We start from the raw sequence: 26,317 nt of genomic DNA, 5'->3' as shown, positions 1-26,317 counted from the left end.
CGATGAGGGTCGCGGACGACTTTCGCTCGCACTTCTCGCATGATGGAATCGTGCGAGCACATAGGAGGACGTGATGGCTGAAAGCAAGACCCCGCGCGGCAGCGGGTCCGGAGTGCAGTCCGTCGAGCGCGTCTTCGAGCTGCTCGAACTGGTCACCGACGCCGGCGGCGATGTCACGCTCAGCGAGCTGGCGTCGTCGACCGACCTGCCGCTGCCGACCATCCACCGGCTGCTGCGCACGCTCGTGTCGCTCGGCTATGCGCGCCAGCTGCCGAACCGGCGCTACGCGCTCGGCCCGCGGCTGATCCGCATCGGCGAGGGCGCGTCGCGTCAGTTCGGTGCGCTGGCGCGCCCGCAGCTGAAGACGCTCGTCGACGAGCTGGGCGAGAGCGCCAACATGGCAGTGCTCGACGGCGACATGGTCGTGTACGTCGCCCAGGTGCCTTCGCTGCACTCGATGCGCATGTTCACCGAGGTGGGCCGGCGCGCGCACATGCATGACACCGGCGTCGGCAAGGCCATCCTCGCCCAGCTGCCCGACGACACCGTGCGCTCGATCGTCACCCGCGCCGGGATGCCCACGCCCACCGAGCACAGCATCGGCGACGTCGACGCGCTCATCGCCGAACTCGACCGCATCCGCGAGCGGGGGTACGCGATCGACGACCAGGAGCAGGAGATCGGCGTGCGCTGCTTCTCGATGGCCGTGCCCGACGCCCCGACGCCCACCGCGGTGTCGGTGTCGGGTCCGATCTCGCGCGTCGACGACGCCTTCGGAGAGCGTGCCGTGCCCATGCTGCGTGCGGCCGCGCAGGCGATCAGCGCCGAGCTGGCGTCCTGACCTGGGGCGGGCGGGTGAACTGAGATGACGAGCGCACGCGTCGCAGTCGTCACCGGTGCGGGTTCCGGCATCGGGCGCGCCGTCGCGGTGGCGATGCTCGCCGCCGGTTTCCGGGTGGCCCTCGCGGGCCGGCGGGCGGATGCCCTGCAGCAGACCGCGGACGGGCATCCGGACGCTCTCGTCGTGCCCACCGACGTCACCGTGCCCGCCGAGGTCGACGCGCTGTTCCACCGCGTGGTCGCGGAGTGGGGCCGCGTGGACGTGCTGTTCAACAACGCGGGGATCTTCGGGCCGGTGGCATCCGCCGCCGACGTCGACCCGGTCGAGTGGCAGCGCACGATCGATGTCAACGTGACCGGTGCCCTGCTCTGCGCGGGAGCCGCGATGCGCACGATGATCGCCCAGCGGCCGTCCGGCGGACGGATCATCAACAACGGCTCGATCTCGGCGCAGGTGCCGCGGCCGCTCTCGGTGGCGTACGCCGTCAGCAAGCACGCCATCACCGGCCTGACCCGGTCGATCGACCTCGACGGCCGGCCGCACGGCATCAGCTGCGGTCAGATCGACATCGGCAACGCGGCGACGCGGATCATGTCCGAGATCGGGGTCGGCTCGGGTGCCCTGCAGGCCGACGGCTCGCGCCTGGTCGAGCCCACCTTCGACGTCGCGGACGCGGCGCGCGCCGTGCTGTTCATGGCGCAGCTGCCCGCCGAGGCGAACGTCCCCTCTCTCACGGTCGCCGCGGCGGGGATGCCGTTCGGCGGCAGGGGCTGACGGGGTCAGCGGCCGGCCGAACGGCATCCGGTGCGGATCAGCAGAATCCGGCGATGCCGTCCCACGACCAGTGGTCGGTGTCGGCGCCCGCGCGAAGGAACGATGCCTCGATCAGGCCGTAGGGACGATCGGCCGCATAGAACACCTCGTTGGGGTTCTCGAGGCCGAACGGCGACAGGTCGACCACGAAGTGGTGGCTGTTCGGGGTCGAGAAGCGGATCTCATCGATCTCGGGGTGCTGCTCGAGAACGGCCTCCGCCATCTCCTTCAGCGTGTGCTGCAGGGCGTACGAGTAGTTGCGCGAGAAGCCCGCGAGCAGCAGGCGGCGGACGTCCGCGAAGACCTCGTTGAAGTCGATGTCGGCGCGGTTGTACCGCCACTTCGCGGTGACGGAGGTGGCGAGGATGCGGTCCTCGGTCTCGGGCAGCGTGGTGTACCTGTCCTTGGGGTATCCGACGAAGCCGCTCTGCGTCGACTTGAGCACCTTGAGATCCTGCAGGCCGGCGATGACGACCGTGTCGTCGCCGTCGATCTGCACGACCGAGGTGCGGGTCTCGGTGCCGCCACGGACGAACGAGTGGTCGTGCTCCCCGTCGTCGCCTTGGATGCGCTGCCAGGTGTACTGCTCGGCCTCCCAGCGTCCGCCGCTGACCCAGGCGAACTCGCCGGTGAAGTGCCGGCCGAGACGCAGCAGGAACTCCTCCGGGCTGCCGACGCCGTCCTTGGCGAAGGCGTACACCGTGTTCTTCTGCGTGTCGGTGGCCACGACGTGCTCGTTGTCGCCCTTGAAGTGCGCGCTGTCGAAGTCGCCGCGCAGCTGCGAGGTGACGTTGAGGTCCTCGATCTCGTGACGGTGGGAGTCGCGGGTGATGCGCACCACGCGGACCTCTGCCTTGCCGTACTGGTTCTTGCCCAGAATGATGTCGGTCATGTTGTCAACTCAGCTTCCTCGGTAAGTGGAATAGGCGAACGGGCTGAGCAGGAGCGGCACGTGGTAGTGCGCCTGCTCAGCGTCGACCTGGAAGGTCAACACCACCTCCGGGAAGAAGGTGTCCGTGTCGATGCCGGCGAAGTAGGCCGCTGTGTCGAACCGGAGGCGGTACGCACCGCTCTCCAGCCGCGAGGGGCCCAGTTCTTTCACCCGCCCGTCAGCATCTGTGGATCCTGCACCGATCTCGACCCACCCGTCGCCTTGGCGGGCTTCGAGTGCGACGGCGACGTCGGGCGCGGGGCGCCCGATCGAGGTGTCCAGGATGTGGGTGGTCACGTGGGAAACGCTCATGGTGCGCTCCTTCAGCTCTCGAGGGCTCCCGCCAGCCGCAGCGCCGCGATCTCGCGCAGCTGCTGGTCGACGACGGCGAGCTCCTGTTCGGGGGTGTTGCCCAGCCGCTGCTGCAGCAGGGCGAGGATCTCCTCGGCGGTGCGTCCGGCCGCGCGCACGAGGTACACGCGGTCGAACTTCTCCTCGTAGGCCTTGTTGCCCGCAGCCAGCGCGGCGGCGGCCTCGGCGTCGACGCCCGGCTGCTCCTTGCGCGACAGGGCGGCCTCGGCGGTCTCGCCCTGGGGTCGCTCGCCGATGCGCGGGTGGTGCGCCAGCGCGCCGTCGAGCTCGGCCTCGGAGAGGGGCGCGGCGGCTGACTCGGCCGCGGCGACGATCTGGTCGACGCTGCGGTAGGGCCGACCGTCGACGATCGCGTCGATCCAGCGGGTGATGTCCAGAGCCGGCTTCACGACGGCGACGGCTTCTTCACGGTGAGCCGAGTTGAAGTCCTCGAGCAGCATCTTCGATCCTCAAGCAGAACGCTGGCATCCGGCGCGAAGGCTATACGGAAACCCCTGACGGAGTCTTCACGGGAAGGTTTCTTCCGTATGCCGGAACTGTTGTTTCAGCATCTGCAAAGAAGTCTGTACGCCGCCGGACCGGTTTGTCAACCGCCCGGCGGCGCGTTTCACATCGTGGAGTCAGACGCCGAGCTCGGCGCGCAGACGTGCGACGTGACCCTCTGCATCCACACCGTACTCCGCGCGCTGCACGACGCCGTCGCCGTCGAGCACGAAAGTCGAGCGGATCACGCCGTCGAAGGTGCGATCGCCCACGGTCTTCTCGCCCCAGACGCCCCAGGCCTTCGCCACGGTGGCGTCGGTGTCGGCGAGCAGGGGGAAGGTGAGACCCTCGGCCTCGGCGAAGGCTCGGATCTCGTCGACCGAGTCCGGCGAGACGCCGATGACGGCGTAGCCGGCGGCATCCAGCGCCGCGAGGCTGTCGCGGAAGTCGCAGGCCTCGGTCGTGCACCCGGGCGTCGCCGCCTTCGGGTAGAAGTACACGACCACGTCGCGCCCGCGGTGGTCGGCGAGCGCGAGCGTGCGGCCGTTCGCGTCGGCGAGCGCGAAGTCGGGTGCGGTGGTGCCGGGGGTGAGCTTGTCGGTCATGATGACTCCGTTCGTGTGAGTTCCGGGATCCGGTTTCTGCGGCGCGAGAACTCTAACCCGACCCAGGCCGTCCGTCGGCAGGCGCTGAGCCCCTGTCAGTCTGGGCCAGGACTACACTCGCTCGGTGTTGACAGCGTTTCGTCCGCATGGTGAGATCCCTTAGTGCGAAAAGTTGTTCTCGCATCATGAAAGCAGTGAAAGGGCGGTCGGGATGTCGCAGGACGCCGGGCACCAGCAGTCAGCATCCATCTCGCTCGACCCCACCGGCGAGCGCTACGACCTCGTGATCCGCGGGCAGCGCGTGCTCACCAGTTCCGGCATCCGCCCCCGCGAAGTCGGCGTGCGCGGCGGCGTCATCGTCGCCATGCAGCCGCTCGGCAACGGTCTCGACGGCGCCGAGGTCATCGAGCTCGCGGACGACGAGACCCTGATCCCCGGGCTGGTCGACACCCACGTGCATGTCAACGAGCCGGGTCGCACCGAGTGGGAGGGCTTCGCCTCGGCGACCCGCGCCGCTGCCGCCGGCGGCGTGACGACCATCGTCGACATGCCGCTGAACAGCATCCCTCCCACCGTCAGCGTCGAGGCGCTCGAGATCAAGCGCGATGTCGCGCGCGGCCAGACGCACGTCGACGTGGGCTTCTGGGGCGGCGCCGTGCCGGGCAACACCGCCGACCTGCGCCCCCTGCATGACGCGGGCGTGTTCGGCTTCAAGAGCTTCCTGCTGCACTCCGGCGTCGACGAGTTCCCCCCGCTCGACCCCGAAGAGCTCGAGGAGGACATGCGCGAGCTCGCCACGTTCGACTCGGTGATGATCGTGCACGCCGAGGACTCCAGGGCCATCGACCGCGCCCCGCAGCCCGACGGCGACGATTACGCGAAGTTCCTGGCATCCCGTCCCCGCGGGGCCGAGAACCTCGCCATCGCCGAGGTCATCGAGCGCGCCCGCTGGACCGGCGCCAGGGCGCATATCCTGCACCTGTCGTCGTCGGACGCCCTGGCGATGCTGCGCACCGCGAAGCGCGACGGGCTGAGGATCACCGTCGAGACCTGCCCGCACTACCTGACCCTGGTCAGCGAGGAGATCCCGCTCGGGGCGACCGCGTTCAAGTGCTGCCCGCCGATCCGCGAGGCTGGCAACCGCGAGCTGCTCTGGCAGGGTCTGGAGGACGGCACGATCGACTTCATCGTGTCGGACCACTCCCCCTCGACCCTCGATCTGAAGGATCTCGAGAACGGCGACTTCGGCGTGGCCTGGGGCGGCGTGGCGTCACTGCAGCTCGGCCTGTCGCTGATCTGGACCGAAGCCCGCCGCCGCGGACTGCCGCTCGAGCAGGTCGTGACCTGGATGAGCGAGCGCCCGGCGCAGTTCGCCGGGCTCACCGGCAAGGGCCGGATCGCTCCGGGCTACGACGCCGACTTCTCGATCTTCGCCGCCGATGACGCCTACGTCGTCGACGTCAGCAAGCTGCACCACAAGAACCCGATCACGCCGTACCAGGGTAGGGCTCTCGCCGGTGTGGTGCGCCGCACATGGCTGCACGGCGAGGTCATCGACTTCGAGAACCCGCGCGGCCGTCTGCTGCGCCGCGGCATGACCGACGCCTGACGGCCGGCGTGGGCGGTGGCCGCGGCGAGCTGCTGCGGCTGATGGCGGCTGAGCCGAGCGGTGACCCGGCGAGCGCAGGCGAACGCACGCGCGCAGGACAAGACGCCCCCGGTCAGTCCGACCCTCGCGCGTTCACCTGCCTCCGCGGGGCCGCGCGCTGCCTCCGCACGACCGCGCGCGCAGCCGCGACCGGCCGTCAGGCGGGCAGCGGCTCGTCGCGGTAGAGTGCCTCGAACGTGTCGAGCGTGCGGTTGATGTCGTGCACGGCCACGCCGTCGAGCGAGGCGCGCTGCATCCGCTCGTACTCGGCCGGCGACGCGGTCAGCACCTGGGTCAGCTTGTCGGCGAGGTCGTCGACGTTCCCGGGCTCGAACAGGTGGCCGTTCTCGCCGTCGTGCACGAGGTGCGGCAGGGCGACGGCGTTCGCTCCGACGATGGGCAGGGCGGATGCCATGGCCTCCATCGTCACGATCGACTGCAGCTCGGCGATCGAGGCGATCGCGAACACCGACGAGCGCGAGTACAGCTCGCGCAGCCGGGCGTCGGTGACCCGGCCGTGGAAGGTCACCCGGTCCTCGATGCCCAGCTGAGCGGTGAGCGTCTCCAGCGCCTTGCGCTGATCGCCCCCTCCGGCGATGTCGAAGTGCACGTCGAGGGCGGGGTCGAGCGCGGCGACTGCGCGCAACACGACGTCGACCTGCTTCTCGCCTGTGAGGCGCCCCACGAACAGGATGCGGTTGCGGTCACGCGGCGCGATCACCGGATCGTAGTTGCGTCGGTCGATGCCGCAGCTGATCGGCACGACCCCCCGCATGTCGGTGGTGCGCTCGAGGAAGTCCGCGGCCCGCCGCGTGGGTGTGGTCACCGCGCGGGTCATACCGAAGGTGCGCTTGGCGTCGGCCCACGCGAGCTTCAGCACCACCTCGTCGATGAACTTGGGGAACGTGGTGTGGTCGAGGATGTTCTCGGCCATCACGTGGTTCGTCGCGATGACGGGGATGCCGCGCTGATTCGCGATGCGGGTGAGTCCGCGCCCGATGATGATGTGCGACTGGATGTGCACGATGTCGGGCCGCACGTCGTCGAGCACCTTGCGCGCCCAGTGCTTCGAGCGCCACGGCCAGACGAAGCGCACCCAGTCGTGCGGCAGCCAGCGCAGGGCGGGCAGTCGGTGCATCGTCATCGGCTCGCCCTCGATCACCTCGGTGTGCGCAGGAGAGCGGCGATAGGCGGTGTTCGGCGCGACGACGTGAACGTCGTGGCCGCGCTGCACGAGGCCGGCGGCGAGGCGCTCGGCGAAGCGTGCGGCTCCGTTGATGTCTGGGGCGAACGTGTCGCAGCCGATGAGGATTTTCAGGGGGCGTCCGGAGGTCACGTGAAGTCTGCTGCCTATCTCTAGCTCTGGGCGCCCGTCACTCTACCCGAGGGCACTGTGCCATCCGGGGAGGCGGGCCGCGTACCGTGGGTGCATGCGCCTGATCTCGTCTGCCGACCGCGCCCTGTGGATCCCCGTCACCGGCTCGCTGGGACTGCGCGGCCGCCGGCATCGCAAGGCCGCCATCCGGATGCTGATGGCGCAGGCCGGCACGGGACTCGGGCGCGAGACGCTGCCCGGCGCCCGGTTCGGCAGCTGGCTCGCCAGCCAGGCGATCCCGTTCGCGATGCGCAAGGCGGATGGTCGGGTGCTCGCGTGGACATGGAGGGCCGAGCCCGAGCTGGTGGTCGCGATGGCCACCGTGCAGGCGCTCACCCCGCAGCTGCGCACCGCACGCGCCATGATGCCGATGGAGTACGACGACACCGAGGACTTCCGCACTCCACTCGGCCAGGGCGAGAAGCTGCTGATGCCGTCGCCCCCGAACCCCGCCTCGCCCGCGTCGGCGACCTACACGTGGGACACCGGCACCCACCTCATCACCCTGACGGCGGTGTGCAGCGACCGCGAGCGCTTCGGCACTCTGGAGGGGGCCCTGGACGACCTCGCCCGCAGCATCCGGATCGCAGGCGACATCACCGGCGGCGAGGGCGACGTGCTTCGCCTGCCGCCCGCCTGAGTGACCCTCCTGCTCAGAGGTAGCCGGCGAACGCCATCGTGGTCCGTCGTCGCGGTGGGCCTGCAGCACCAGCTGTCGGCGGGCGGCGCCGGATCAGCCGTTGCAGATCTCGCCGAGCTCGGTGCTCGCGTCGGAGACCTTCGTGACGGTGTCGTTGACCTTCTGCATGGCGTCACTTGCCTGGGATGGGTCTGCCGAGACCTCGCCGATGATGGTCGAGAACTCGGCGTACGCCGACACGAACTCGTTGTAGACGGGCGAGACCTTTTCGTTGGTGATCTTCTCGCCGAGTGCCTCGAACTCCTTCTGCACGTCTGCGAGCGCGGCGGCGGCGGCTTCCGGGTCGGTAGTCGCCGAAGCCGAGAGCTCCTGCGCCTTGTTGCTGATCTTGGTGCCCTCGTCGACGAACAGCTGGCAGGCATCGGCGACGCTCTGGCTGCTGGTGGCCGGCTTCTTGTCGGTCTTCTGGCCGCTGCTGCTGTCGGCCGCCGGGGAGCCCGAGCAGCCGGAGAGGCCGACAGCGAGGGCGAGAGCGGTGATGAACAGGGCGGACTTGGGTGCGGTGCGCATGGATTCTCCTCCGGTGACAGGCCGACGGCCCGCCTTGCGCAGCCCCCCGACGATGAGAACCCTATTGCACACGACCCCCGCTGTGAGGGCGATCCAGCGCATCCGGGTACGATCGGTGGGTACGTCTCCCCGAGCACCAGGAAGCGAGGTGGTTCACCATGTCGAGTGACAGTCATAGTCGCAGACACGTCACACCCTCCGCTTCCGCACCGCTCGGCTGAGCGGCGTCGTCTGCTGCGACGCACGCCCCTTCGCTCCGGCGAAGTCCGCTCCGTGCGGTGCCTTCCTAAGGCACGCTCATGACTCCCCTCCAGCTTCAGACCGTCTCCGACGCCGCTGACGACATCCGCCGCCTCATCGCCCAGGGCGACCTGCCCGGCGCATCCGCGACGCTGACGCCGCTGAGCGTTCCCGAGGTCGTCGAGCTCATCGACCGGCTGGGCATCGAAGACGCCGCCATCGTCTACCGGCTGCTCACGAAGGCGAGAGCGCTGGACGTGTTCGAAGCGCTCTCCCCCGGCACCCGGGGCGACCTGGTGCGCGCCCTGCGCAGGGCCGAGGTGACGTCGCTGTTCGCCCAGATGGACCCCGACGACCGGGTCTGGCTGCTCGACGAGCTGCCCGCATCCGTCGCTCCGCAGCTGCTGCGCGGCCTGACCCGGCAGGAGCGCGAGCTGACCGCGGGGATGCTCGGCTATCCGCAGCACTCCGTCGGCAGGCGGATGAGCCCCGAGTTCGTCACCACCCACCCCCGGCTCACGGTGCGCGAGACGTTCACGCGCATCCGCGCCGCCCTCGACAGCGCGGAGACCGTGTACACGCTGCCGGTCACCGATGCGCGGCGGGTGGTCGGGATCGTGAGCCTGCGGGATCTGATGTCGGCCGACGAGGATGCCCTGATCGCCGACGTCATGAGCGAACCGCACGTCGCCGAGGTCACGGAGGACGCGGAGATCGCCGCGCGCCGCACCACCGACTACGGCCTGCTGGCCCTGCCGGTCGTGGACGGCGATCAGCGGCTCGTCGGCATCCTGACGATCGACGACGCGGCCCGCATCCTGAAGCAGGAGGAGAGCGAGGATGCCGCACGTCAGGGCGGCGTCGAGCCGCTGCGCCGCTCGTACCTGTCGACCCCGATCCGCCGCCTCGTGCGCTCGCGCGTGGTGTGGCTGCTTGTGCTCGCGGTCGGCGCGACGCTGACCGTGCAGGTGCTCGACGCGTTCGAGGCGACCCTCGCGCAGATGACCGTGCTGGCGCTGTTCGTGCCACTGCTGATCGGCACCGGCGGAAACACGGGCAATCAGGCGGCGACGACGGTCACGCGCTCGCTGGCCCTCGGCGAGATCACGCCCCGCGATGTGCGCAAGGTGCTCTCGCGCGAAGTGAGGGTCGGGCTCAGCCTTGGTCTGCTGCTCGGGATCCTGGGCTTCACGCTGACAGGTCTGATCTACGACTGGCACGTCGGTCTGGTGATCGGGCTCACGCTCACCGCCGTCTGCACGGTGGCGGCATCGATCGGCGGCATCATGCCGCTCGCCGCGCGCGCCATCAAGGTCGATCCGGCTGTCTTCTCGAACCCGTTCATCACGACATTCGTCGACGCGACGGGCCTGATCATCTACTTCCTGATCGCGAAGGCCGTGCTCGGGATCTGAGCGCGCTCTACGACTCGACCGCCTCTGATGCGGTGGCGCCGTCCGCCTCGACGGCGGCACGGCGCGGATGCCACAGCACGACCTCGGTCGAGCGGCGGATGCGCCGGCCCGACGGCAGGGTGACGACCTGGCCGGATGCCCCGGCGGCGAACACGCGCACACCGGGGCGGGTCTCGCGCTCGGCGCGCAGAGCGCCCTCGAGCTCGCCGACGCGGCGGCGCAGCATCCGCACCTCGTCCTCCAGATCGAGCAGACGGGCGATGGCCGGCAGGCTCATCCCCTCGCTCGAGAGCTGGGCGACCTCACGGAGCTGCTCGATGTCGCGCATCGAGTAGCGCCGCGAGCCGCCGCGGGTGCGGCCGGGCACCACCAGACCGATGCGGTCGTACTGCCGCAGGGTCTGAGGGTGCATTCCGGCCAGTTCCGCGGCGACCGCGATCGCGAAGACGGGTGAATCGGCGTCCATGGTCAGACCTTCGCCTTGGCCATCATCTCGGCCCGCGGGTTCTCCTTGGGGCCGAGCTCATGGAAGCGCTCCAGCGCTTCCCTGGCCGCGTCGTCGAGGTGCGAGGGAACGGCGATCTGCAGCTCGGCGAGCAGGTCGCCGGTGCCCTTCGCCGTCGTCACGCCACGCCCCTTGACCCGCAGCACGCGCCCGGAGGGCGTGCCAGGGGCCACGCGCAGCTTGACCGTGTCACCGCCGAGGGTGGGCACTTCGATGGTCGCCCCGAGCGTGGCCTCGGTGAACGTCACCGGCACCGTCAGGCGCAGGTTCAGTCCCTCGCGGCTGAACACCGGATGCGGGCGCACCTTCACCTGCACGACGATGTCGCCGGGCTCGCCGCCGTCGGGCGACGGACGCCCGCGGCCGCGCAGCCGGATCTTCTGCCCGTCCTTCACCCCCGCCGGCACTTTGACCTTGAACGGCTTGCCGTCGCCGGCCTGCAGGGTGATGGTGTCGCCCTGCACCGCGGTGACGAAGTCGAGCGTCGTCGTGGCCGTGAGGTCGGTGCCCTTCTGCGGGCCGCCGAAGCCGCGGTACCCGCCGGTCGGCTGACCGAAGCGGCCGGAGCCGAACGAGCCGCCGCCCTGCGAGAACATCGAGAAGATGTCGTCGAAGTCGGCCTGGCTCGCTCGTCCTCCCTGCCCGAACCGGCTGAACACGTCTTCGAAGCCGCCTGCGCCGCCGGCACCGGGTGCGGTGAACCGCGCACCCGAGCCCATGGCGCGGATCTCGTCGTACTCGCGACGCTGCTCGGCGTCACTGAGCACGCTGTACGCCTCGCTGATCTCCTTGAACTTCGCCTCGGCCGCCGCATCACCCTGATTGGAGTCGGGGTGGTACTTGCGGGCGAGCTTGCGATAGGTCTTCTTCAGATCGGCATCCGAAACGTCCTTCGAGACGCCGAGCGTCTTGTAGAAGTCCTTGTCGAACCAGTCCTGGCTAGCCATCGATCACCTGCTCCTACTCGGCGGGAACGGCGACGACGACCTTGGCCGGGCGCAGTTCGACATCGCCGAGACGGTAGCCGACCTCGACGACCTCGAGGATCGTGGAGGTGGTGGCACCGGGGGTCGGCTGCTGGAAGATCGCCTCGTGGTGCTGCGGGTCGAACTCCTCGCCCTGCGCACCGTAGGCGACGACGCCGAGTCGCTCGACGACGCCGCGCAGCTTCTCGGCGATCACGGCGAAGGCCGAGCCCTCGACGAGGTCGCCGTGCTGCTGGGCTCGGTCGAGGTCGTCGAGCACGGGCAGCAGGCCCTTCGCGACCTCGCCCTTCGCGCGCGCGATCTCGACGTGACGCTGCTCCTCGGTGCGGCGCCGGTAGTTGGCGTACTCGGCGGTCAGACGCTTGAGGTCGGTGAGCAGAGCGTTCTCGGCGTCGATGATGCCCGCGTCGGAGCCGTCCTCGCTGGCCGCCTCGTCGATCTGCTCTGCGTTCAGGATGTCGTCGACCGTGAGGTCGTCGTCCGAGCCCTCGGCCGCCGCGGCCTCGCTCGAGTCGGCGTTGTCAGGAACGTCCTGGTTCTGCGGCACGGGGCCGGATGCCTGAGCATCCGACCCCTCCGGAACCTCGTTCTCGTCGAAGTTCTTGTCCGTCATGATTACTTCTTCTCTTCGTCTTCGTCGTCCACGACCTCGGCATCGACGACGTCCTCCTCGGAGGCGGCGGCGTCGGCCGGGGCCTGGTCGTCTGCGGGAGCGCCGGCGGCGGCATCCGCCTGCGACTGGGCGTAGATCGCCTCGCCCAGCTTGGTCTGCGACTCGTTCAGCTTGTCGAACGCGGTCTTGACCGCGTCGTCGTCGTCGTCACCGGCGAGAGCCGTCTTGAGCGCGTCGACATCGCCCTGAACCGAGGTCTTGACGTCCTCGGGGAGCTTGTCCTCGTTCTCCTTGATGAGCTTCTCGATCGAGTAGGCGAGGGTCTCGGCCTGGTTGCGGACCTCGGCGGCCTCGCGGCGCTTCTTGTCCTCAGAGGCGTGCTCCTCGGCCTCGCGCACCATGCGGTCGATGTCGTCCTTCGACAGCGACGAGCCGCCCGTGATGGTCATCGACTGCTCCTTGCCGGTGCCCTTGTCCTTGGCGGACACGTGCACGATGCCGTTGGCGTCGATGTCGAAGGTGACCTCGATCTGCGGGATGCCGCGGGGCGCCGGGGCGATGCCGGTGAGCTCGAAGGTGCCGAGCGGCTTGTTGTCGCGGGTGAACTCGCGCTCGCCCTGGAAGACCTGGATCGCGACCGACGGCTGGTTGTCGTCGGCGGTGGTGAAGGTCTCGCTGCGCTTGGTCGGGATCGCGGTGTTGCGGTCGATGAGCTTGGTCATCATGCCGCCCTTGGTCTCGATGCCGAGGCTCAGCGGGGTCACGTCGATGAGCAGCACGTCCTTGCGCTCACCCTTGAGGACACCGGCCTGCAGCGCGGCGCCGACGGCCACGACCTCGTCGGGGTTGACGCCCTTGTTGGCGTCCTTCCCGGTCTCGCGCTTGACGAGCTCGGCGACCGCGGGCATGCGGGTCGAGCCGCCGACGAGCACGATGTGGTCGATGTCCGCCACCTTGATGTTCGCCTCGCGGATGACGTCCTCGAAGGGCTTCTTGGTGCGGTCGAGGAGGTCCTTGGTGAGGTCCTCGAACTTCGCGCGGGTGAGGCTCTCGCTCAGCGAGACGGGGCCCGAGTCGGTCAGCGACAGGTAGGGCAGGTTGATCGAGGCGCTCGTCGAGCTCGAGAGCTCCTTCTTGGCCTGCTCAGCGGCCTCCTTGAGGCGCTGCAACGCGATCTTGTCGCCCGAGACGTCGACGCCGGTGGTCTCCTTGAACTGCTTGATCAAGTAGTCCACGACGCGCTGGTCCCAGTCGTCGCCGCCGAGGCGGTTGTCACCGGCGGTGGCGCGCACCTGGATGGTCGAGAAGTCGTCGTCCTTGCCCACCTCGAGCAGCGAGACGTCGAAGGTTCCGCCACCGAGGTCGAAGACGAGGATGAGCTCGTCCTCCTTGCCCTTGTCGAGGCCGTAGGCGAGTGCGGCGGCGGTGGGCTCGTTGATGATGCGCAGCACGTTGAGGCCCGCGATCTCACCGGCCTCCTTGGTCGCCTGACGCTCGGCGTCGTTGAAGTAGGCCGGGACGGTGATGACGGCGTCGGTCACGGTGTCGCCGAGGTACGACTCGGCGTCACGCTTGAGCTTCTGGAGGATGCGCGCGGAGATCTCCTGCGGCGTCCACTTCTTGCCGTCGACGTCGAACGACCAGTCGGTGCCCATGTGGCGCTTGACCGACGCGATCGTGCGGTCGACGTTGGTGACGGCCTGGCGCTTGGCGGTCTCGCCGACCAGCACCTCGCCGTCCTTGGTGAATGCGACCACCGACGGGGTGGTGCGGAAGCCCTCGGCGTTGGCGATGACCTTGGGCTCGCCGCCCTCGAGGACGCTGACCACGGAATTGGTGGTTCCGAGGTCGATTCCGACAGCACGTGCCATGTGTTTCTCCTTCTGCGTTGGTGAAGTCTGCGGACGATCAGGGTGAACCTGAGTCGTGATGACTCAAGTGTATGCGCGAGTCTGGACGCTGTCAAAACAAACTTGACATGACTCGGCTCAGGTTTGCGTCTTGGGTGTCGCATTTCGCTGTTTGACGCCGATCCGAGGGCATCCGGGCGACCCGATCTAGAGTTGCCCGCATGGCCAGACCCGCGCTGCTCGCCGTCTCGCACGGCACTTCCGACGTCGACGGCGCGCGGTCGATCGCGGCGCTCGTCGCCCGGGTGGCCGAGCGGCTGCCCGATGTCGACGTGCGAGCGGCGTTCGTCGACGTGCAGCAGCCCGACGCGTCGAGCGCGCTGGCGGCGATCGACGGACCGGTGGTCATCGTGCCGCTGCTGCTCTCGCAGGGCTTCCACGTGCACCACGATCTGCACGGCATCGTCGCCCAGCGACCGGATGCCGTCGTCACCGACCCGCTGGGCCCCGATCCCCTGCTCGCCGAGGTGCTCGCGGCGCGCCTCGACGGCATCCGTCATCCCGACGCCCCGATCGTGCTCGCTGTCGCGGGCTCCCGCGACGAGCGTTCGGTGCCGGATGCCGAGGGCATCGCCGCCTTGCTGCGCGCGCGCACCGGGCGCCGGGTCGATCTCGCGTACCTCGCGGCTCGGCATCCGGATGTGCCGACGGCGCTTGCCGCCGCTCCGGATGCCGTCGTCGCGACGTACCTGCTCGGGCGCGGGTTCTTCTTCGATCTCGCGATCCGTCACGCCGGCGACCGGCTGATCACGGCGCCACTGCTCGACGATCTGCTGCCCGAGCGAGGCATCCCGGAGGCGCTGGTCGACCTCGTCGTCGCCCGCTACGAGACAGCGCATTCGGCCTGACTCACCGCAGGTCGGCGAACGCGCCGAGGCAGGACGGATTGCCGTGATCTCGTCCTACTCCGGGTGGATCGCCTTCGCTCGTGCGGCGCCCTGCTGACCACGCACAGATCTGCTGTTCGCACCACCCCTCTAGCGTCACATTTCGCGTCACGTGACGTTCTGTTTCCCTCCTGGTCGCTCCGTGTCACGGAAGGTTCCCGCCTCGGATCACAGTCCGTACGTTGATCCACAGCCATTCATCCGAGGGGGGCTCGATGACCATTCAGCAGCCGACGACGAACCGCGGCGCACGCACGCGCACCAGTCGCACGCCGACGAAACCGCACGGCCAGTGGGCGATCGACGGCACCGAGCCGCTCAACGGCAACGAGGAGTTCAAGCTCGCCGACGACGGCCTGAACGTGCGCGAGCGCATCGAGACGATCTACGCCCAGGGCGGGTTCGCGAGCATCGACCCGACCGACCTGCACGGCCGCTTCCGCTGGTGGGGGCTGTACACCCAGCGCAAGCCGGGCATCGACGGCGGCCGCACCGCCCAGCTCGAGCCGCACGAACTCGAGGACGAGTACTTCATGATGCGCGTGCGCATCGACGGCGGCCAGCTGAGCACAGAGCAGCTGCGCGTGATCGGCGAGATCTCGACCGAGTTCGCCCGCGACACCGCCGACATCACCGACCGGCAGAACGTGCAGCTGCACTGGGTCGAGGTGCAGGACGTGCCCGAGATCTGGCGCCGTCTCGAGGCGGTGGGCCTGAGCACCACCGAGGCCTGCGGCGACGTGCCCCGAGTCATCCTCGGTTCGCCCGTCGCCGGCATCGCCGCCGACGAGCTCATCGACCCGACCCCGCAGATCCGCGAGATCGCCGATCGCTTCCTGGGCGACGAGACCCTGTCGAACCTGCCGCGCAAGTACAAGACGGCGATCACCGGGCACCCCAGTCAAGACGTCGTGCACGAGATCAACGACTGCGCCTTCGTCGCGGTCGAGCACCCCGAGCTCGGCATCGGCTACGACCTGTGGGTCGGCGGGGCCCTCTCGGTCGTGCCGCGACTCGGCGAGCGCCTGGGCGTCTTCGTGACTCCCGACCGCGTGGCCGAGGTGTGGCACGGCGTGACGCAAATCTTCCGCGACTACGGATACCGGCGCCTGCGCAACAAGGCGCGCCTGAAGTTCCTGCTCGCCGACTGGGGCACCGAGAGGTTCCGCGCCGTGCTCGAGGACGAGTACCTCGAAGCCCCGCTGCCCGACGGCCCCGCCGCCCCCAAGCCGAACAGCCTCGGCGACCACGTCGGCATTCACCGTCAGAAGGACGGCCGGTTCTTCGTCGGCGCCGCCCCCCTCGTCGGCCGGGTGTCCGGCTCCACCCTGACGGCGCTCGCCGACCTCGCCGAGGCCCACGGTTCGCAGCGCATCCGCACCACCCCGCACCAGAAGCTGCTCGTGCTCGACATCGACGAGAGCCGCGTCGAGAGTCTCGTCGCGGGCCTGGACGCCCTCGGTCTGTCGGCGCGGCCGAGCCTGTTCCGCCGCGGCACGATCGCGTGCACCGGCATCGAGTTCTGCAAGCTGGCGATCGTCGAGACCAAGGTCAACGCGGCCCGCGCCATCGAGCAGCTCGAAGAGCGGTTGGGGACCCTCGAACGCGAGATCGGCCGTCCGATCACGCTGCACGTGAACGGATGCCCGAACTCGTGCGCCCGCATCCAGACCGCTGACATCGGGTTGAAGGGGCAGCTCGTGCTGATCGACGGCGAGCAGGTGCCCGGCTACCAGGTGCACCTCGGCGGCGGACTCGCGAACGTCGACCGCGAGGAGGCTGGACTCGGACGTACCGTGCGCGGACTGAAGGTGCCCGCGGACGGCATCGCCGACTACGCCGAGCGGGTCATCCGCCGCTACCTCGCCGATCGCGCGGGCGCCGACGAGACCTTCGCGCAGTGGGCGCACCGAGCGGACGACGAGGCGCTGCAATGAGCACTCCCGTCACGATCGACTCCACTCGGCGCTCGGCGGCCGAGCTCGAGGCGCTCGCCGAGCGCGGCAATCGCGAGCTGCGCAGCCGGCAGCCCGACGAGGCGAGCCCCGCCGAGGTGATCACGTGGGTGGCGGCGAACTTCGCCGTCCCGCAGGCCGCCGTCGCCTGCTCGATGGCGGATGCCGCGCTCCCCCACCTCGTCGCGCAGAGCCTTCCCGGCGTCGATGTGCTGTTCCTCGACACGGGCTACCACTTCCTCGAGACAAGGTTCACCCGAGACGAGGTCGCATCGCGGCTCGACGTGAACGTCGTCGACGTGAAGCCCGAGCAGAGCGTGCGGGAGCAGGATGCCGAGTTCGGCAGCGACCTGTTCGCCCGCGACCCCGCGCTGTGCTGCGCCCGACGCAAGGTCGAACCGCTGCAGCGCGCGCTGGGCGGCTACGAGGTGTGGTTCACCGGGGTGCGCCGCGACGAGGCGCCCACCCGCGCCGCGACCGAGCTGGTCGTCTGGGACGAGCGCAACTCGCTGGTGAAGGTGAACCCCGTCGCGGCGTGGAGCTTCGACGACCTCATCGACTACGCCACCGCGCACGACGTGCCGGTGAACCCCCTGATCGCCGGCGGATACCCGTCGATCGGATGCGCGCCGTGCACGAAGCCGGTCGCCCCCGGCGACGACCCTCGATCCGGCCGCTGGGCCGGGCTGACGAAGACAGAATGCGGGCTGCACATATGAGCACCACCATCCACACCGCCCCAGCCGGGCCTCTCGCCGCCCCGGCTGGGTCCGGGGCGCCCCACACCCTCGACACCCTCGACCTGCTCGAGGCGGAGGGCATCCACATCATCCGCGAGGTGGTCGCCGAGTTCGAGCGTCCCGTGCTGCTGTTCTCGGGCGGCAAGGACTCGGTCGTGGTGCTGCACCTCGCGGCGAAGGCGTTCGCTCCCGGGCGGGTGCCGTTCCCCGTGCTGCATGTCGACACCGGTCACAACTTCCCCGAGGTGATCCGCTTCCGCGATGAGACGGTCGCCCGGCTGGGCATCGACCTCGACGTCGCCCGCGTGCAGGACTACATCGACGACGGCCGGCTCGCCGAACGACCCGACGGCACGCGCAACCCGCTGCAGACCCAGCCGCTGCTCGACGCCATCGCCGCCGGTCGCCACGATGCGGTCTTCGGCGGTGCCCGCCGCGATGAGGACAAGGCGCGCGCCAAGGAGCGCATCATCTCGCTGCGCGACGAGTTCGGGCAGTGGGATCCGCGCAACCAGCGCCCCGAGCTGTGGAGCCTGTACAACGGCCGGCACCTGCCCGGTCAGCACGTGCGTGCCTTCCCCATCTCGAACTGGACCGAGCTCGACATCTGGCGCTACATCGAGCGGGAAGCCATCGCGCTGCCGCCGCTGTACTACGCGCACGAGCGCGAGGTGTTCCAGCGCTCGGGCATGTGGTGGGCGGTGGGCGAGTTCTCGCAGCCGCGCGACGGCGAGCAGGTCGAGCGCCGCACGGTGCGCTACCGCACGGTCGGCGACATGAGCTGCACCGGAGCGGTGGAGTCGGATGCCGCCGACACGGCGTCCATCGTCGGTGAGGTCGCCCGCACGACCCTCACCGAGCGCGGCGCGACCAGAGCCGACGACCGCATCAGCGAGGCCGCAATGGAGGACCGCAAGAAGGACGGGTATTTCTGATGAGCACGACTCTCTTCCGGTTCGCGACCGCGGGATCGGTCGACGACGGCAAGTCCACCCTGGTGGGCCGGCTGCTGCACGACGCGAAGGCGATCCTCGCCGACCAGCTCGACCAGGTCGCGGCGACCTCGCGGGCCCGCGGCTTCGCGCACGGCGCCTTCGACTTCGCGCTGCTCACCGACGGTCTGCGCGCCGAACGCGAGCAGGGCATCACGATCGACGTCGCGTACCGCTACTTCGCCACCGACCGGCGCAGCTTCATCCTCGCCGACTGCCCCGGCCACGTGCAGTACACCCGAAACATGGTCACCGGCGCCGCCACGGCTGACGCCGTGATCGTGCTGGTGGATGCCCGCAAGGGCGTCGTCGAGCAGACCCGGCGCCACCTCGCGGTCGCGTCGCTGCTGAGGGTGCCGCACGTGATCGTCGCGGTGAACAAGATCGACCTCGTCGGCTTCGACGAGCAGACCTACACGGGCATCGAACTCGAGGCGCTGCGGGTGGCCGACGAGCTCGGCATCCGCGCCGTGCGCGTGCTGCCGGTCTCGGCCCTCGAGGGCGACAACATCGTCGAGCGCTCCGAGCGCACCGCCTGGTACCGCGGTGAGACGCTGTTCGAGCTGCTCGAGACGCTTCCCGTGCGCACCGACGCCGACGCACCGCTGCGGCTGCCGGTGCAGCTCGTGCTGCGCCCGCAGGGCGGGCTCTCCCCGGAGATCGACGCCGACCAGGCCGAGCGGCTGCGCGACTTCCGCGGATTCGCCGGGCGCATCGCGGCGGGTGCCGTCTCGGTCGGCGATCGCGTGCAGGTGCTGCCCTCGGGTCTGGCGACCGAGGTGACCGGGGTGCACGTCGCCGGTGCGGACACCGGCACCGCGGCGGTGCGCCAGTCGGTCACGCTGACCCTCGCCGACGAGATCGACGCTGCCCGCGGCGCGCTGATCGTCGCCGAGGGCTCGGCTCCGCAGCTGCGGCGGGATGTCGTGGTCGAGCTGTTCCAGCTCGACCCTCGAGCCACCGCCTCGGGCGCCCGCGTGCTCGTGAAGCACGGCACCGCGACCGTGCAGGCGATCGTCGCGGAGGTGCTCGCTCGCCGTGACCTCGAGACTCTGGCCCACGCCGATCTGACCACCGCGCCGGACGCCGTGCTCGCCGAGAACGAGATCGGTCGGGTGCGGCTGCGCCTGGCGTCCGACCTTCCGCTCGAGACATACGCGCAGAGCCGCGAGGGCGGCTCGCTGCTGCTCATCCACCCCGCCGACGGCGCGACGCTCGCCGCCGGCACCGTGATCGACTGACCCGGCTGAACGATCCGCACGCCCGAACAGCACCACGAGCCTAAGGAGGCGAAACCGTGAACATCACCCGCAGGAACAGGACATTCACCGCACTGGGAGCCCTGGCGATGGGACTCACCGCAGTGGTGCTCGCGGGCTGCGCCCCGGCACCCGGCTCCGCGTCGGAGCCCGTCACCGAGCTGCGGCTCGGCTACTTCGCCAACGTCACCCACGCGCCCGCGCTGGTGGGACTGTCGGAGGGGCTGTTCGACGAGGCTCTCGGCGACGTCGACCTGAAGACCGAGATCTTCAACGCCGGCCCCGCCGCGATCGAGGCTCTCTCGGCGGGCGCGATCGACGCCACCTACATCGGCCCCAACCCGGCTATCAACACGTTCATCCAATCCGGCGGCGCCTCGGCGCGCATCATCGCCGGGGCGACATCGGGAGGGGCGGCGCTCGTCGTGCGCGACGGCATCGACTCGCCCGACGACCTGGAGGGCGCCAACCTCGCCAGCCCTCAGCTCGGCAACACGCAGGACGTGGCGCTGCGCAGCTGGCTGGCCGACGAGGGGTTCGAGACGTCGACGGCCGGCGGCGGTGACGTCTCGATCACGCCGACCGAGAACGCCCAGACCCTGACCCTCTTCCAGGACGGGCAGCTCGACGGCGCGTGGCTTCCCGAGCCGTGGGTGTCGCGCCTGGTCGTCGAGGCAGGTGCGCACGTGCTGGTCGACGAGGCCGATCTGTGGGACGACGGGGCCTTCCCGACCACGGTGCTGCTCGTGCGCAAGGACTTCGCCGACGAGCATCCGCAGATCGTCGACAAGCTGCTGGCCGGGCACATCGCCTCGGTGGCGTGGCTCGACGAGAACGGATCCGAGGCCGGCCCGGTCATCAACGCGCAGCTCGAGAAGGCCACCGGCAAGCGGCTGCCCGACGACGTGCTGGCGCGCGCCCTCGAGAACGTCGACTTCACCGTCGACCCGCACGCCGAGACGTTCGCGACGCTCGTCGCGAACGGGCTGCGGGCCGGCACGCAGAAGAAGGGCTCGATCGACGGGCTGTTCGACCTGCGAGCGCTCAACGCGCAGCTTACGGATGCCGGCGACGACACCGTGTCGGCCGCGGGGCTCGGAGCGCAGTGATGACGACCCGCGACACGCTCGCGCGCCCGGCAGTCACGCCCGCCGCACTCGCGCCCAGCTTCGACGGGGTCAGCCCGCTGCCCGGCGAGCGTCCGGCCGACGAGCCGGCGGTGCGCATCTCGCACGTCACCAAGCGCTACGGGGCCGGGCCGGTCGTGCTCGACGACATCTCGCTCGACATCGCGCCCGGCGAGTTCGTGTGCCTGCTCGGGGCATCCGGATGCGGCAAATCGACCCTCCTCAACCTCATCGCCGGCCTCGAGCCGGTCACCTCCGGGGCGATCGAGACGCCCGACGGCGGATCCGCCGTGATGTTCCAGGAGTCCGCGCTGATGCCGTGGCTCACCACCCGGCGCAACGTCGAGCTGGCGCTGCGGCTGCGCGGCGTGCCGCGCGGCGAACGCCGCACGGAGGCCGACAGGCTGCTGTCGACGGTCAACCTCGCCGACGCCGCAGACAAGCGCCCGCATGAGCTCTCCGGCGGCATGCGCCAGCGGGTCGCCCTCGCGCGGGCGCTGTCCCAGGATCGTCCGGTGCTGCTGATGGACGAGCCGTTCGCCGCCCTCGACGCCATCACCCGCGACCTGCTGCATGAAGAGCTCGAGCGGGTGTGGCGGGCCACCGGCCGCACGATCGTGTTCGTCACGCACAACGTGCGCGAGGCCGCGCGACTCGGCCAGCGCGTGGTGCTGCTCTCGAGCAGGCCGGGCCGGATCGCCGGCGAGTGGCGTATCCGGAACACCGTCGGGCGGCGCATCGAGTCGCCCGAGGTGGCCGCTCTCGCCCGCGAGATCACCGCGGAGCTGCGGAAGGAGCTGGCCCGCAATGCCTCCTGAGACGTCCGCCCCGTCAGCCCCCGCCTCCGGTGAACACGACGATCTGCGCACCCTCTCGGCCGGCCTCGACCGGCTGCAGTCCGAGCCCGCCCAGACCACGCCGCGCTGGCAGAGCTTCATCGCCAAGGCGCTGCCCCCGATCGCCCTGCTGCTCGTGCTGCTGATCGTCTGGCAGCTCTGCATCACGGTGACCGCCCCGCGCCCCGACAAGGCACCCAGCCCCGCCGCCGTGCTCGCCGCACTGGGCGACGCGTGGGAATCGGGCCGCCTGCAGCAGGCGGTGCTCACGAGCCTCGAACGCGGCGGGCTGGGCTTCGTCATCGCGATCGCCATCGGCACGCCGCTCGGCCTCGCCCTCGCGGAGTGGAGGCTGCTGCGTCGTGCCGCCGGCCCGCTGATCTCGGGACTGACCGTGCTGCCCTCGGTCGCCTGGGTGCCGGCCGCGATCATCTGGTTCGGCCTGACCGACGCGACGGCGTACTTCGTGATCCTGATGGGCGCGATCCCCTCGATCGTGAACGGCCTGCTCTCGGGCATCGATCAGGTGCCGCCCCAGCTGCGCCGGGTCGGCACCGTGCTCGGCGCCAGCCGCTGGCAGCTCGCCACCGCCGTCGTGCTTCCCGCCTCGCTGCCTGGCTACGTCGCCGGGCTCAAGCAGGGCTGGGCGTTCTCGTGGCGCTCTCTGATGGCGGCCGAGATCATCACGATGGGCGGCTCGATGGGCTTCGGCCTGGGGACCCTGCTGAACCAGTCGCGCGAGCTGGCGGATCTCGCCAGTGTGCTCGGCACCATCATCCTGATCCTCACGATCGGCATCGTCATCGAGCTGGTGCTCTTCGGACCCCTCGAACGCCGGATGCTGCGCGATCGCGGCCTGCTGCTGGGAGGCACCTCATGAGCGGAACAGTGACCCCTGCCGGAACAGTGACCCTCGTCGGCGCCGGCCCCGGCGATGCCGGCCTGCTCACCTTGCGCGGACTGCGCGCACTCGAGAAGGCCGACGTGATCGTCGCCGACCGGCTCGGCGCCCGCAGCGTGCTCGCCCAGCTGCACGCGGAGGGCGTGGTCATCGACGCCGAGGTGCTCGACGTCGGCAAGCTGCCCGGTCACCACCCGGTGCCGCAGGACGGCATCAACGAGCTGCTCGTGCAGCTTGCCCTGGCCGGCCGCGAGGTCGTGCGACTGAAGGGCGGCGATCCGTTCGTGTTCGGCCGCGGCCGCGAGGAGCAGCTGTTCTGCGAGGCCGCCGGCGTCCGGGTCGAGGTGGTGCCGGGAGTGACCAGCGCCGTCTCGGTGCCGGCAGTCGCGGGCATCCCGCTCACCCACCGTGGTGTGGCCGCGTCGTTCAGCGTCGTCAGCGCGCACGACCAGATCGAGCCCGGCGGATCGCTGAGCACCTCGGGCGCCGATCACACCCTCGTGCTGCTCATGGGCGTGAACACGCTGGGGCATTCCGCTCACGTGCTGGCTGCCGGCGCCCGCGGCGCCGACTGCCCGGTCGCGATCATCGAAGACGGCTATGGCACCGGCGAGCGCGTGACCGTCGGAACGCTGGGCACGATCGCGCAGCTCGCCGCGGCCGCGCAGGTGCGCTCCCCCGCTGTGGTCGTGATCGGTGAGGTGGTGCGGCTGAGTCCGTTCGCCGCGGCGCTGGTCCCGGCATCGACGGATGCCGAAGACGCCGCGCCCCGGGCATCCGCCGCCGCACGCCGGCGCGGGCGCTCGCGCCTGGCCGCCGCGCTCGACGCCGGACTCGCGGTCGACACCGGGCTGGTGCGGGCGATCGACACGAGCATCCGCTCCTCCCCCTCCGCTTCGTCTCGAAAGGTCTCCCTGTCATGACCCTCTCCACGCTTCGTGTCGCGATCGTCGGCGCCGGACCCGCCGGCATCTATGCCGGAAACCTGCTGGCCCAGGCGGCGCAGGCCCACGAGTCGATCGGCACCGTCGAGATCGACCTGTTCGAGTCGCTGCCCGCCCCCTACGGGCTGATCCGGTACGGCGTCGCGCCCGACCACCCGCGCATCAAGGGCATCGTCACGTCGCTGCACGAGATGCTCGACGCTCCTCAGCCCGGGTCCCTGAGCCTGCCCTCCCCCGGGTCCCGGAGCCTGCCGAGGGGTCGCCGCACCATCCGGTTCATCGGCAACGTCGAGGTGGGACGCGACATCGCACTCGACGAGCTGCGTGAGCGGTACCACGCGGTGATCCTCGCCACCGGCGCGCTGCGCGACGCCGCCCTCGACATCCCCGGCGTCGACCTGCCCGGCTCGTACGGCGCGGCCGACTTCGTGGCCTGGTACGACGGGCACCCCGACGTGCCGCGCAGCTGGCCCCTCGACGCGTCGTCGGTCGCGGTGATCGGCAACGGCAACGTCGCGCTCGACGTGGCGCGGGTGCTCGCCAAGCACGCCGTCGATCTGCGCACCACCGAGGTGCCCGACACCGTGCTCGACGGCTTCGAGTCGTCGGCCGTCACCGACGTGCACGTGTTCGGCCGGCGAGGGCCCGCCGACATCAAGTTCACGCCGATCGAACTGCGCGAGCTGGGTGAGCTGCGCGACGTCGACATCGTGCTGTACGACGAGGACTTCGAGGGCGTCGATCCGGCGGCCGCGCCCAACAACCAGCTGAAGGTCATGCTGCGCACCCTGAACTCATGGCGGGGCCGGGCGTCGACGGGAGCGTCGCGGCGTCTGCACCTGCACTTCTGGCACGCGCCAGTCGAGATCACCGGTGACGGCCGCGTCACGGGCATCCGGTTCGCCCGCACCGCGCCCGACGCGGCAGGCGCCCCGGCGCCGACGGGCGAGGTGCGCGAGTACGACGTGCAGGCGGTGTACCGCGCGATCGGCTACTACGGCACGCGCGTCGAGGGCGCGGACTTCGACGAGCGCCGCGGCGTCGTGCCGAACGTCGAGGGACGGGTGCTCGGCCAGCCCGGGCTGTATGCGACCGGCTGGATCAAGCGCGGCCCGGTCGGGCTCATCGGGCACACGAAATCCGACGCCCTCGAGACGATCGGCCACCTCGTCGCCGACGCACGGGCGGGACTGCTCACCCACCCCGCCGTGCCCGGGCCCCTGAGCCCGGCGGAATCTGGGTCCCTGAGCCTGTCGGAGCCTGGGTCCCTGAGCCTGTCGAAGGGCGATGTGCTCGACCTGCTCGACGAACGCGAGACGGCGTACACGACGTGGGACGGCTGGCTGGCGCTGGATGCCCACGAGCGCGCCCTCGGCGAGAACCACGAGCACGTCCGCGAGCGCGTCAAGGTCGTCGGGCGCGACGAGCAGGTCGAGATCTCGCGGCCGGGGGTGCTGACCCGATGACCTACGTGATCGCGCTGCCGTGCGTGGACGTGAAGGATCGTGCCTGCATCGACGAGTGTCCGGTGGACTGCATCTACGAGGGCGAGCGCTCGCTGTACATCCACCCGGACGAGTGCGTGGACTGCGGGGCATGCGAACCGGTGTGTCCGGTCGAGGCGATCTACTACGAAGACGATCTGCCCGAGGAGTGGGCCGACTACTACCGAGCGAACGTCGAGTTCTTCGACGAGATCGGCTCCCCGGGCGGCGCATCGAAGGTCGGCGTCTACGACGTCGATCATCCGGTGGTGGCGGCGGTCCCTTCGGCAGGCTCAGGGGCCCAGGAATGACTGACTACGACGTGCTCGTCGTGGGCGGCGGCCCTGCGGGGCTGTCGGCCGCGCTGAACCTCGGACGCTCACTGGCCCGCGTGCTCGTCGTCGACGCGGATCGGCCGCGCAACGCGGCCACGCTCAACTCGCACGGCTTCCTCACGCGCGACGGGGTGCCGCCGTCCGAGCTGCGGCGCATCGCCCGCGAAGAGCTCGCGGCGTATCCGAACGTCGAGATCCGCTCGCGGCAGCGGGTGGGCGCTCTGACGGTGACGGATGCCGGGTTCGCCGCCGGCATCGGACGCCGCGACCCGTCCGGGCAGGTGACCGCCCGGTCGGTGCTGCTCGCGACCGGGCTGCGTGAGACGCTGCCCGACGTGTCGAACCTGCGCGGCTTCTACGGCATGAGCCTGTTCAGCTGCGCGGCCTGCGACGCATGGGAGCTGCGCGGGCGCAGCCTGGCACTCATCGGCGAATCGGCCGACCTCGCCGACCGGGCGAGGCTGATCGCGCACTGGACCACGCGGCTCACCGTCTTCACGAACGGAGCCGACGCGGTGACCACCGCCGAGGAGGCGGAGCTCGCGGCCACGGGCGTGAGCGTCGTCCGCTCGCCCATCGTCGAGCTGATCGGCGAGCGCGGCCGCATCGAGGCGGTGCGCACCGCCGACGGCGACGAGCGCGCGATCGACGGCGGGTTCGTGCGCCCGGAGTGGGAAGCGGATCTGTCGTTCCTCGACGGCATCCTGCCTGAACGCGACGACGAAGGACATCTGGTGACCGACCGGTCGGGTCGCACGAGCATCCACGGCCTGTACGCGGCAGGCGACGTCGCGTCCCCCGGTCCGCAGCAGCTGATCGTCGCGGCCGGCGCCGGCGCACGCGTCGCGGCGGTGATCACGCACGACGCGATCGGCGTGGCCACCGCGCACTGACCGCGCCTCGCCGCATG

The 26,317-nt window shown here is 70.3% G+C and carries 27 protein-coding genes; 17 read left to right on the top strand and 10 right to left on the bottom strand.

The genetic code is table 11. From position 1 onward, the window contains the following. Positions 1-73: 73 nt before the first annotated feature. Positions 74-841 (top strand): IclR family transcriptional regulator, encoded by a 768-nt coding sequence (locus ACWGSM_RS10170; RefSeq protein ID WP_452322799.1) that lies wholly within the window; start codon positions 74-76, stop codon positions 839-841. A gap of 24 nt (positions 842-865) precedes the next feature. Further along, positions 866-1,615 (top strand): SDR family oxidoreductase, encoded by a 750-nt coding sequence (locus ACWGSM_RS10165; RefSeq protein ID WP_452322798.1) that lies wholly within the window; start codon positions 866-868, stop codon positions 1,613-1,615. 37 nt (positions 1,616-1,652) lie between these two features. On the opposite strand, the gene pucL is transcribed toward ACWGSM_RS10165, so the two are convergent. The 4 genes from pucL to bcp form a co-directional block, all read right to left on the bottom strand. Continuing rightward, on the bottom strand, positions 1,653-2,546 hold the full coding sequence (pucL, locus tag ACWGSM_RS10160; protein WP_452322797.1) for a factor-independent urate hydroxylase: 894 nt from the start codon (positions 2,544-2,546) through the stop codon (positions 1,653-1,655). 9 nt (positions 2,547-2,555) lie between these two features. Continuing rightward, a complete protein-coding gene (gene uraH / locus ACWGSM_RS10155; protein WP_452322796.1) occupies positions 2,556-2,897 on the bottom strand; it encodes a hydroxyisourate hydrolase in 342 nt (113 codons plus the stop codon). An 11-nt stretch (positions 2,898-2,908) separates the two neighbouring features. Beyond that, on the bottom strand, positions 2,909-3,397 hold the full coding sequence (uraD, locus tag ACWGSM_RS10150; RefSeq protein WP_452322795.1) for a 2-oxo-4-hydroxy-4-carboxy-5-ureidoimidazoline decarboxylase: 489 nt from the start codon (positions 3,395-3,397) through the stop codon (positions 2,909-2,911). 180 nt (positions 3,398-3,577) lie between these two features. Then, positions 3,578-4,045 (bottom strand): thioredoxin-dependent thiol peroxidase, encoded by a 468-nt coding sequence (bcp, locus tag ACWGSM_RS10145; protein ID WP_452322794.1) that lies wholly within the window; start codon positions 4,043-4,045, stop codon positions 3,578-3,580. 211 nt (positions 4,046-4,256) lie between these two features. On the opposite strand from bcp, the gene allB reads away from it, so the two are divergent. Then, on the top strand, positions 4,257-5,654 hold the full coding sequence (allB, locus tag ACWGSM_RS10140) for an allantoinase AllB (protein WP_452322793.1): 1,398 nt from the start codon (positions 4,257-4,259) through the stop codon (positions 5,652-5,654). 196 nt (positions 5,655-5,850) lie between these two features. Here the strand turns inward: allB and ACWGSM_RS10135 are convergent, their stop codons facing one another. Then, complete coding sequence (locus ACWGSM_RS10135) at positions 5,851-7,029, bottom strand: glycosyltransferase (protein ID WP_452322792.1); 1,179 nt, start codon at positions 7,027-7,029, stop codon at positions 5,851-5,853. Positions 7,030-7,123: 94 nt separating this feature from the next. Between ACWGSM_RS10135 and ACWGSM_RS10130 the strand changes: the two genes are divergently transcribed. Continuing rightward, positions 7,124-7,708: a hypothetical protein gene (locus tag ACWGSM_RS10130; protein ID WP_452322791.1), complete on the top strand. Its 585-nt coding sequence runs from the start codon at positions 7,124-7,126 to the stop codon at positions 7,706-7,708. Between the two features lie 93 nt (positions 7,709-7,801). On the opposite strand, the gene ACWGSM_RS10125 is transcribed toward ACWGSM_RS10130, so the two are convergent. Beyond that, on the bottom strand, positions 7,802-8,278 hold the full coding sequence (locus ACWGSM_RS10125) for a hypothetical protein (protein WP_452322790.1): 477 nt from the start codon (positions 8,276-8,278) through the stop codon (positions 7,802-7,804). Positions 8,279-8,577: 299 nt separating this feature from the next. Between ACWGSM_RS10125 and mgtE the strand changes: the two genes are divergently transcribed. After that, positions 8,578-9,933 (top strand): magnesium transporter, encoded by a 1,356-nt coding sequence (mgtE, locus tag ACWGSM_RS10120; protein ID WP_452322789.1) that lies wholly within the window; start codon positions 8,578-8,580, stop codon positions 9,931-9,933. 7 nt (positions 9,934-9,940) lie between these two features. Here mgtE and ACWGSM_RS10115 read toward each other — a convergent pair whose 3' ends face one another. From ACWGSM_RS10115 to dnaK, 4 genes are read right to left on the bottom strand one after another with little or no spacing between them, the layout of a single operon-like run. After that, the gene (locus ACWGSM_RS10115; protein WP_452322788.1) at positions 9,941-10,399 is read right to left on the bottom strand and encodes a heat shock protein transcriptional repressor HspR; all 459 of its coding nucleotides are present in this window, start codon (positions 10,397-10,399) and stop codon (positions 9,941-9,943) included. 2 nt (positions 10,400-10,401) lie between these two features. Next, complete coding sequence (locus ACWGSM_RS10110; protein ID WP_452322787.1) at positions 10,402-11,385, bottom strand: DnaJ C-terminal domain-containing protein; 984 nt, start codon at positions 11,383-11,385, stop codon at positions 10,402-10,404. A gap of 13 nt (positions 11,386-11,398) precedes the next feature. After that, positions 11,399-12,037 carry a nucleotide exchange factor GrpE gene (locus ACWGSM_RS10105; RefSeq protein WP_452322786.1) on the bottom strand — a complete coding sequence of 213 codons (639 nt, stop codon included), beginning with the start codon at positions 12,035-12,037 and terminating at the stop codon, positions 11,399-11,401. Between the two features lie 2 nt (positions 12,038-12,039). After that, complete coding sequence (gene dnaK / locus ACWGSM_RS10100; protein WP_452322785.1) at positions 12,040-13,908, bottom strand: molecular chaperone DnaK; 1,869 nt, start codon at positions 13,906-13,908, stop codon at positions 12,040-12,042. A gap of 200 nt (positions 13,909-14,108) precedes the next feature. Between dnaK and ACWGSM_RS10095 the strand changes: the two genes are divergently transcribed. The 12 genes from ACWGSM_RS10095 (at position 14,109) to ACWGSM_RS10040 (ending at position 26,300) form a co-directional block, all read left to right on the top strand. After that, complete coding sequence (locus tag ACWGSM_RS10095; RefSeq protein WP_452322784.1) at positions 14,109-14,795, top strand: sirohydrochlorin chelatase; 687 nt, start codon at positions 14,109-14,111, stop codon at positions 14,793-14,795. A 254-nt stretch (positions 14,796-15,049) separates the two neighbouring features. After that, a complete protein-coding gene (locus ACWGSM_RS10090) occupies positions 15,050-16,771 on the top strand; it encodes a nitrite/sulfite reductase (RefSeq protein WP_452322783.1) in 1,722 nt (573 codons plus the stop codon). Further along, positions 16,768-17,508: a phosphoadenylyl-sulfate reductase gene (locus ACWGSM_RS10085; protein ID WP_452322782.1), complete on the top strand. Its 741-nt coding sequence runs from the start codon at positions 16,768-16,770 to the stop codon at positions 17,506-17,508. The genes ACWGSM_RS10090 and ACWGSM_RS10085 overlap by 4 nt, the downstream gene beginning before the upstream one ends. Next, positions 17,505-18,464, top strand: coding sequence for a sulfate adenylyltransferase subunit CysD (gene cysD / locus ACWGSM_RS10080; RefSeq protein ID WP_452322781.1), 960 nt, complete (start codon positions 17,505-17,507; stop codon positions 18,462-18,464). The genes ACWGSM_RS10085 and cysD overlap by 4 nt, the downstream gene beginning before the upstream one ends. Then, positions 18,464-19,762, top strand: a complete 1,299-nt coding sequence (locus tag ACWGSM_RS10075) for a sulfate adenylyltransferase subunit 1 (protein ID WP_452322780.1) — start codon at positions 18,464-18,466, stop codon at positions 19,760-19,762. The genes cysD and ACWGSM_RS10075 overlap by 1 nt, the downstream gene beginning before the upstream one ends. 107 nt (positions 19,763-19,869) lie before the next feature. Next, complete coding sequence (locus tag ACWGSM_RS10070) at positions 19,870-20,889, top strand: ABC transporter substrate-binding protein (protein WP_452322851.1); 1,020 nt, start codon at positions 19,870-19,872, stop codon at positions 20,887-20,889. Then, on the top strand, positions 20,889-21,725 hold the full coding sequence (locus ACWGSM_RS10065; RefSeq protein WP_452322779.1) for an ABC transporter ATP-binding protein: 837 nt from the start codon (positions 20,889-20,891) through the stop codon (positions 21,723-21,725). Before ACWGSM_RS10070 ends, ACWGSM_RS10065 begins: the two co-directional genes overlap by 1 nt. Further along, complete coding sequence (locus ACWGSM_RS10060) at positions 21,715-22,623, top strand: ABC transporter permease (RefSeq protein ID WP_452322778.1); 909 nt, start codon at positions 21,715-21,717, stop codon at positions 22,621-22,623. The genes ACWGSM_RS10065 and ACWGSM_RS10060 overlap by 11 nt, the downstream gene beginning before the upstream one ends. Next, positions 22,620-23,567, top strand: a complete 948-nt coding sequence (gene cobA / locus ACWGSM_RS10055) for a uroporphyrinogen-III C-methyltransferase (protein ID WP_452322777.1) — start codon at positions 22,620-22,622, stop codon at positions 23,565-23,567. The genes ACWGSM_RS10060 and cobA overlap by 4 nt, the downstream gene beginning before the upstream one ends. After that, complete coding sequence (locus tag ACWGSM_RS10050; RefSeq protein WP_452322776.1) at positions 23,564-25,054, top strand: FAD-dependent oxidoreductase; 1,491 nt, start codon at positions 23,564-23,566, stop codon at positions 25,052-25,054. Before cobA ends, ACWGSM_RS10050 begins: the two co-directional genes overlap by 4 nt. Then, entirely contained in the window at positions 25,051-25,383 is a 333-nt protein-coding gene (gene fdxA, locus ACWGSM_RS10045) for a ferredoxin (protein ID WP_452322775.1), read from the top strand. The genes ACWGSM_RS10050 and fdxA overlap by 4 nt, the downstream gene beginning before the upstream one ends. After that, positions 25,380-26,300 (top strand): NAD(P)/FAD-dependent oxidoreductase, encoded by a 921-nt coding sequence (locus ACWGSM_RS10040; RefSeq protein WP_452322774.1) that lies wholly within the window; start codon positions 25,380-25,382, stop codon positions 26,298-26,300. Before fdxA ends, ACWGSM_RS10040 begins: the two co-directional genes overlap by 4 nt. Positions 26,301-26,317: the final 17 nt, after the last annotated feature.

This window comes from Microbacterium sp. NPDC055521 (assembly GCF_053619695.1).
The sequence above is the reverse complement of the archived record's forward strand: the minus strand, read 5'-3'. Positions and strand labels throughout refer to the sequence as shown.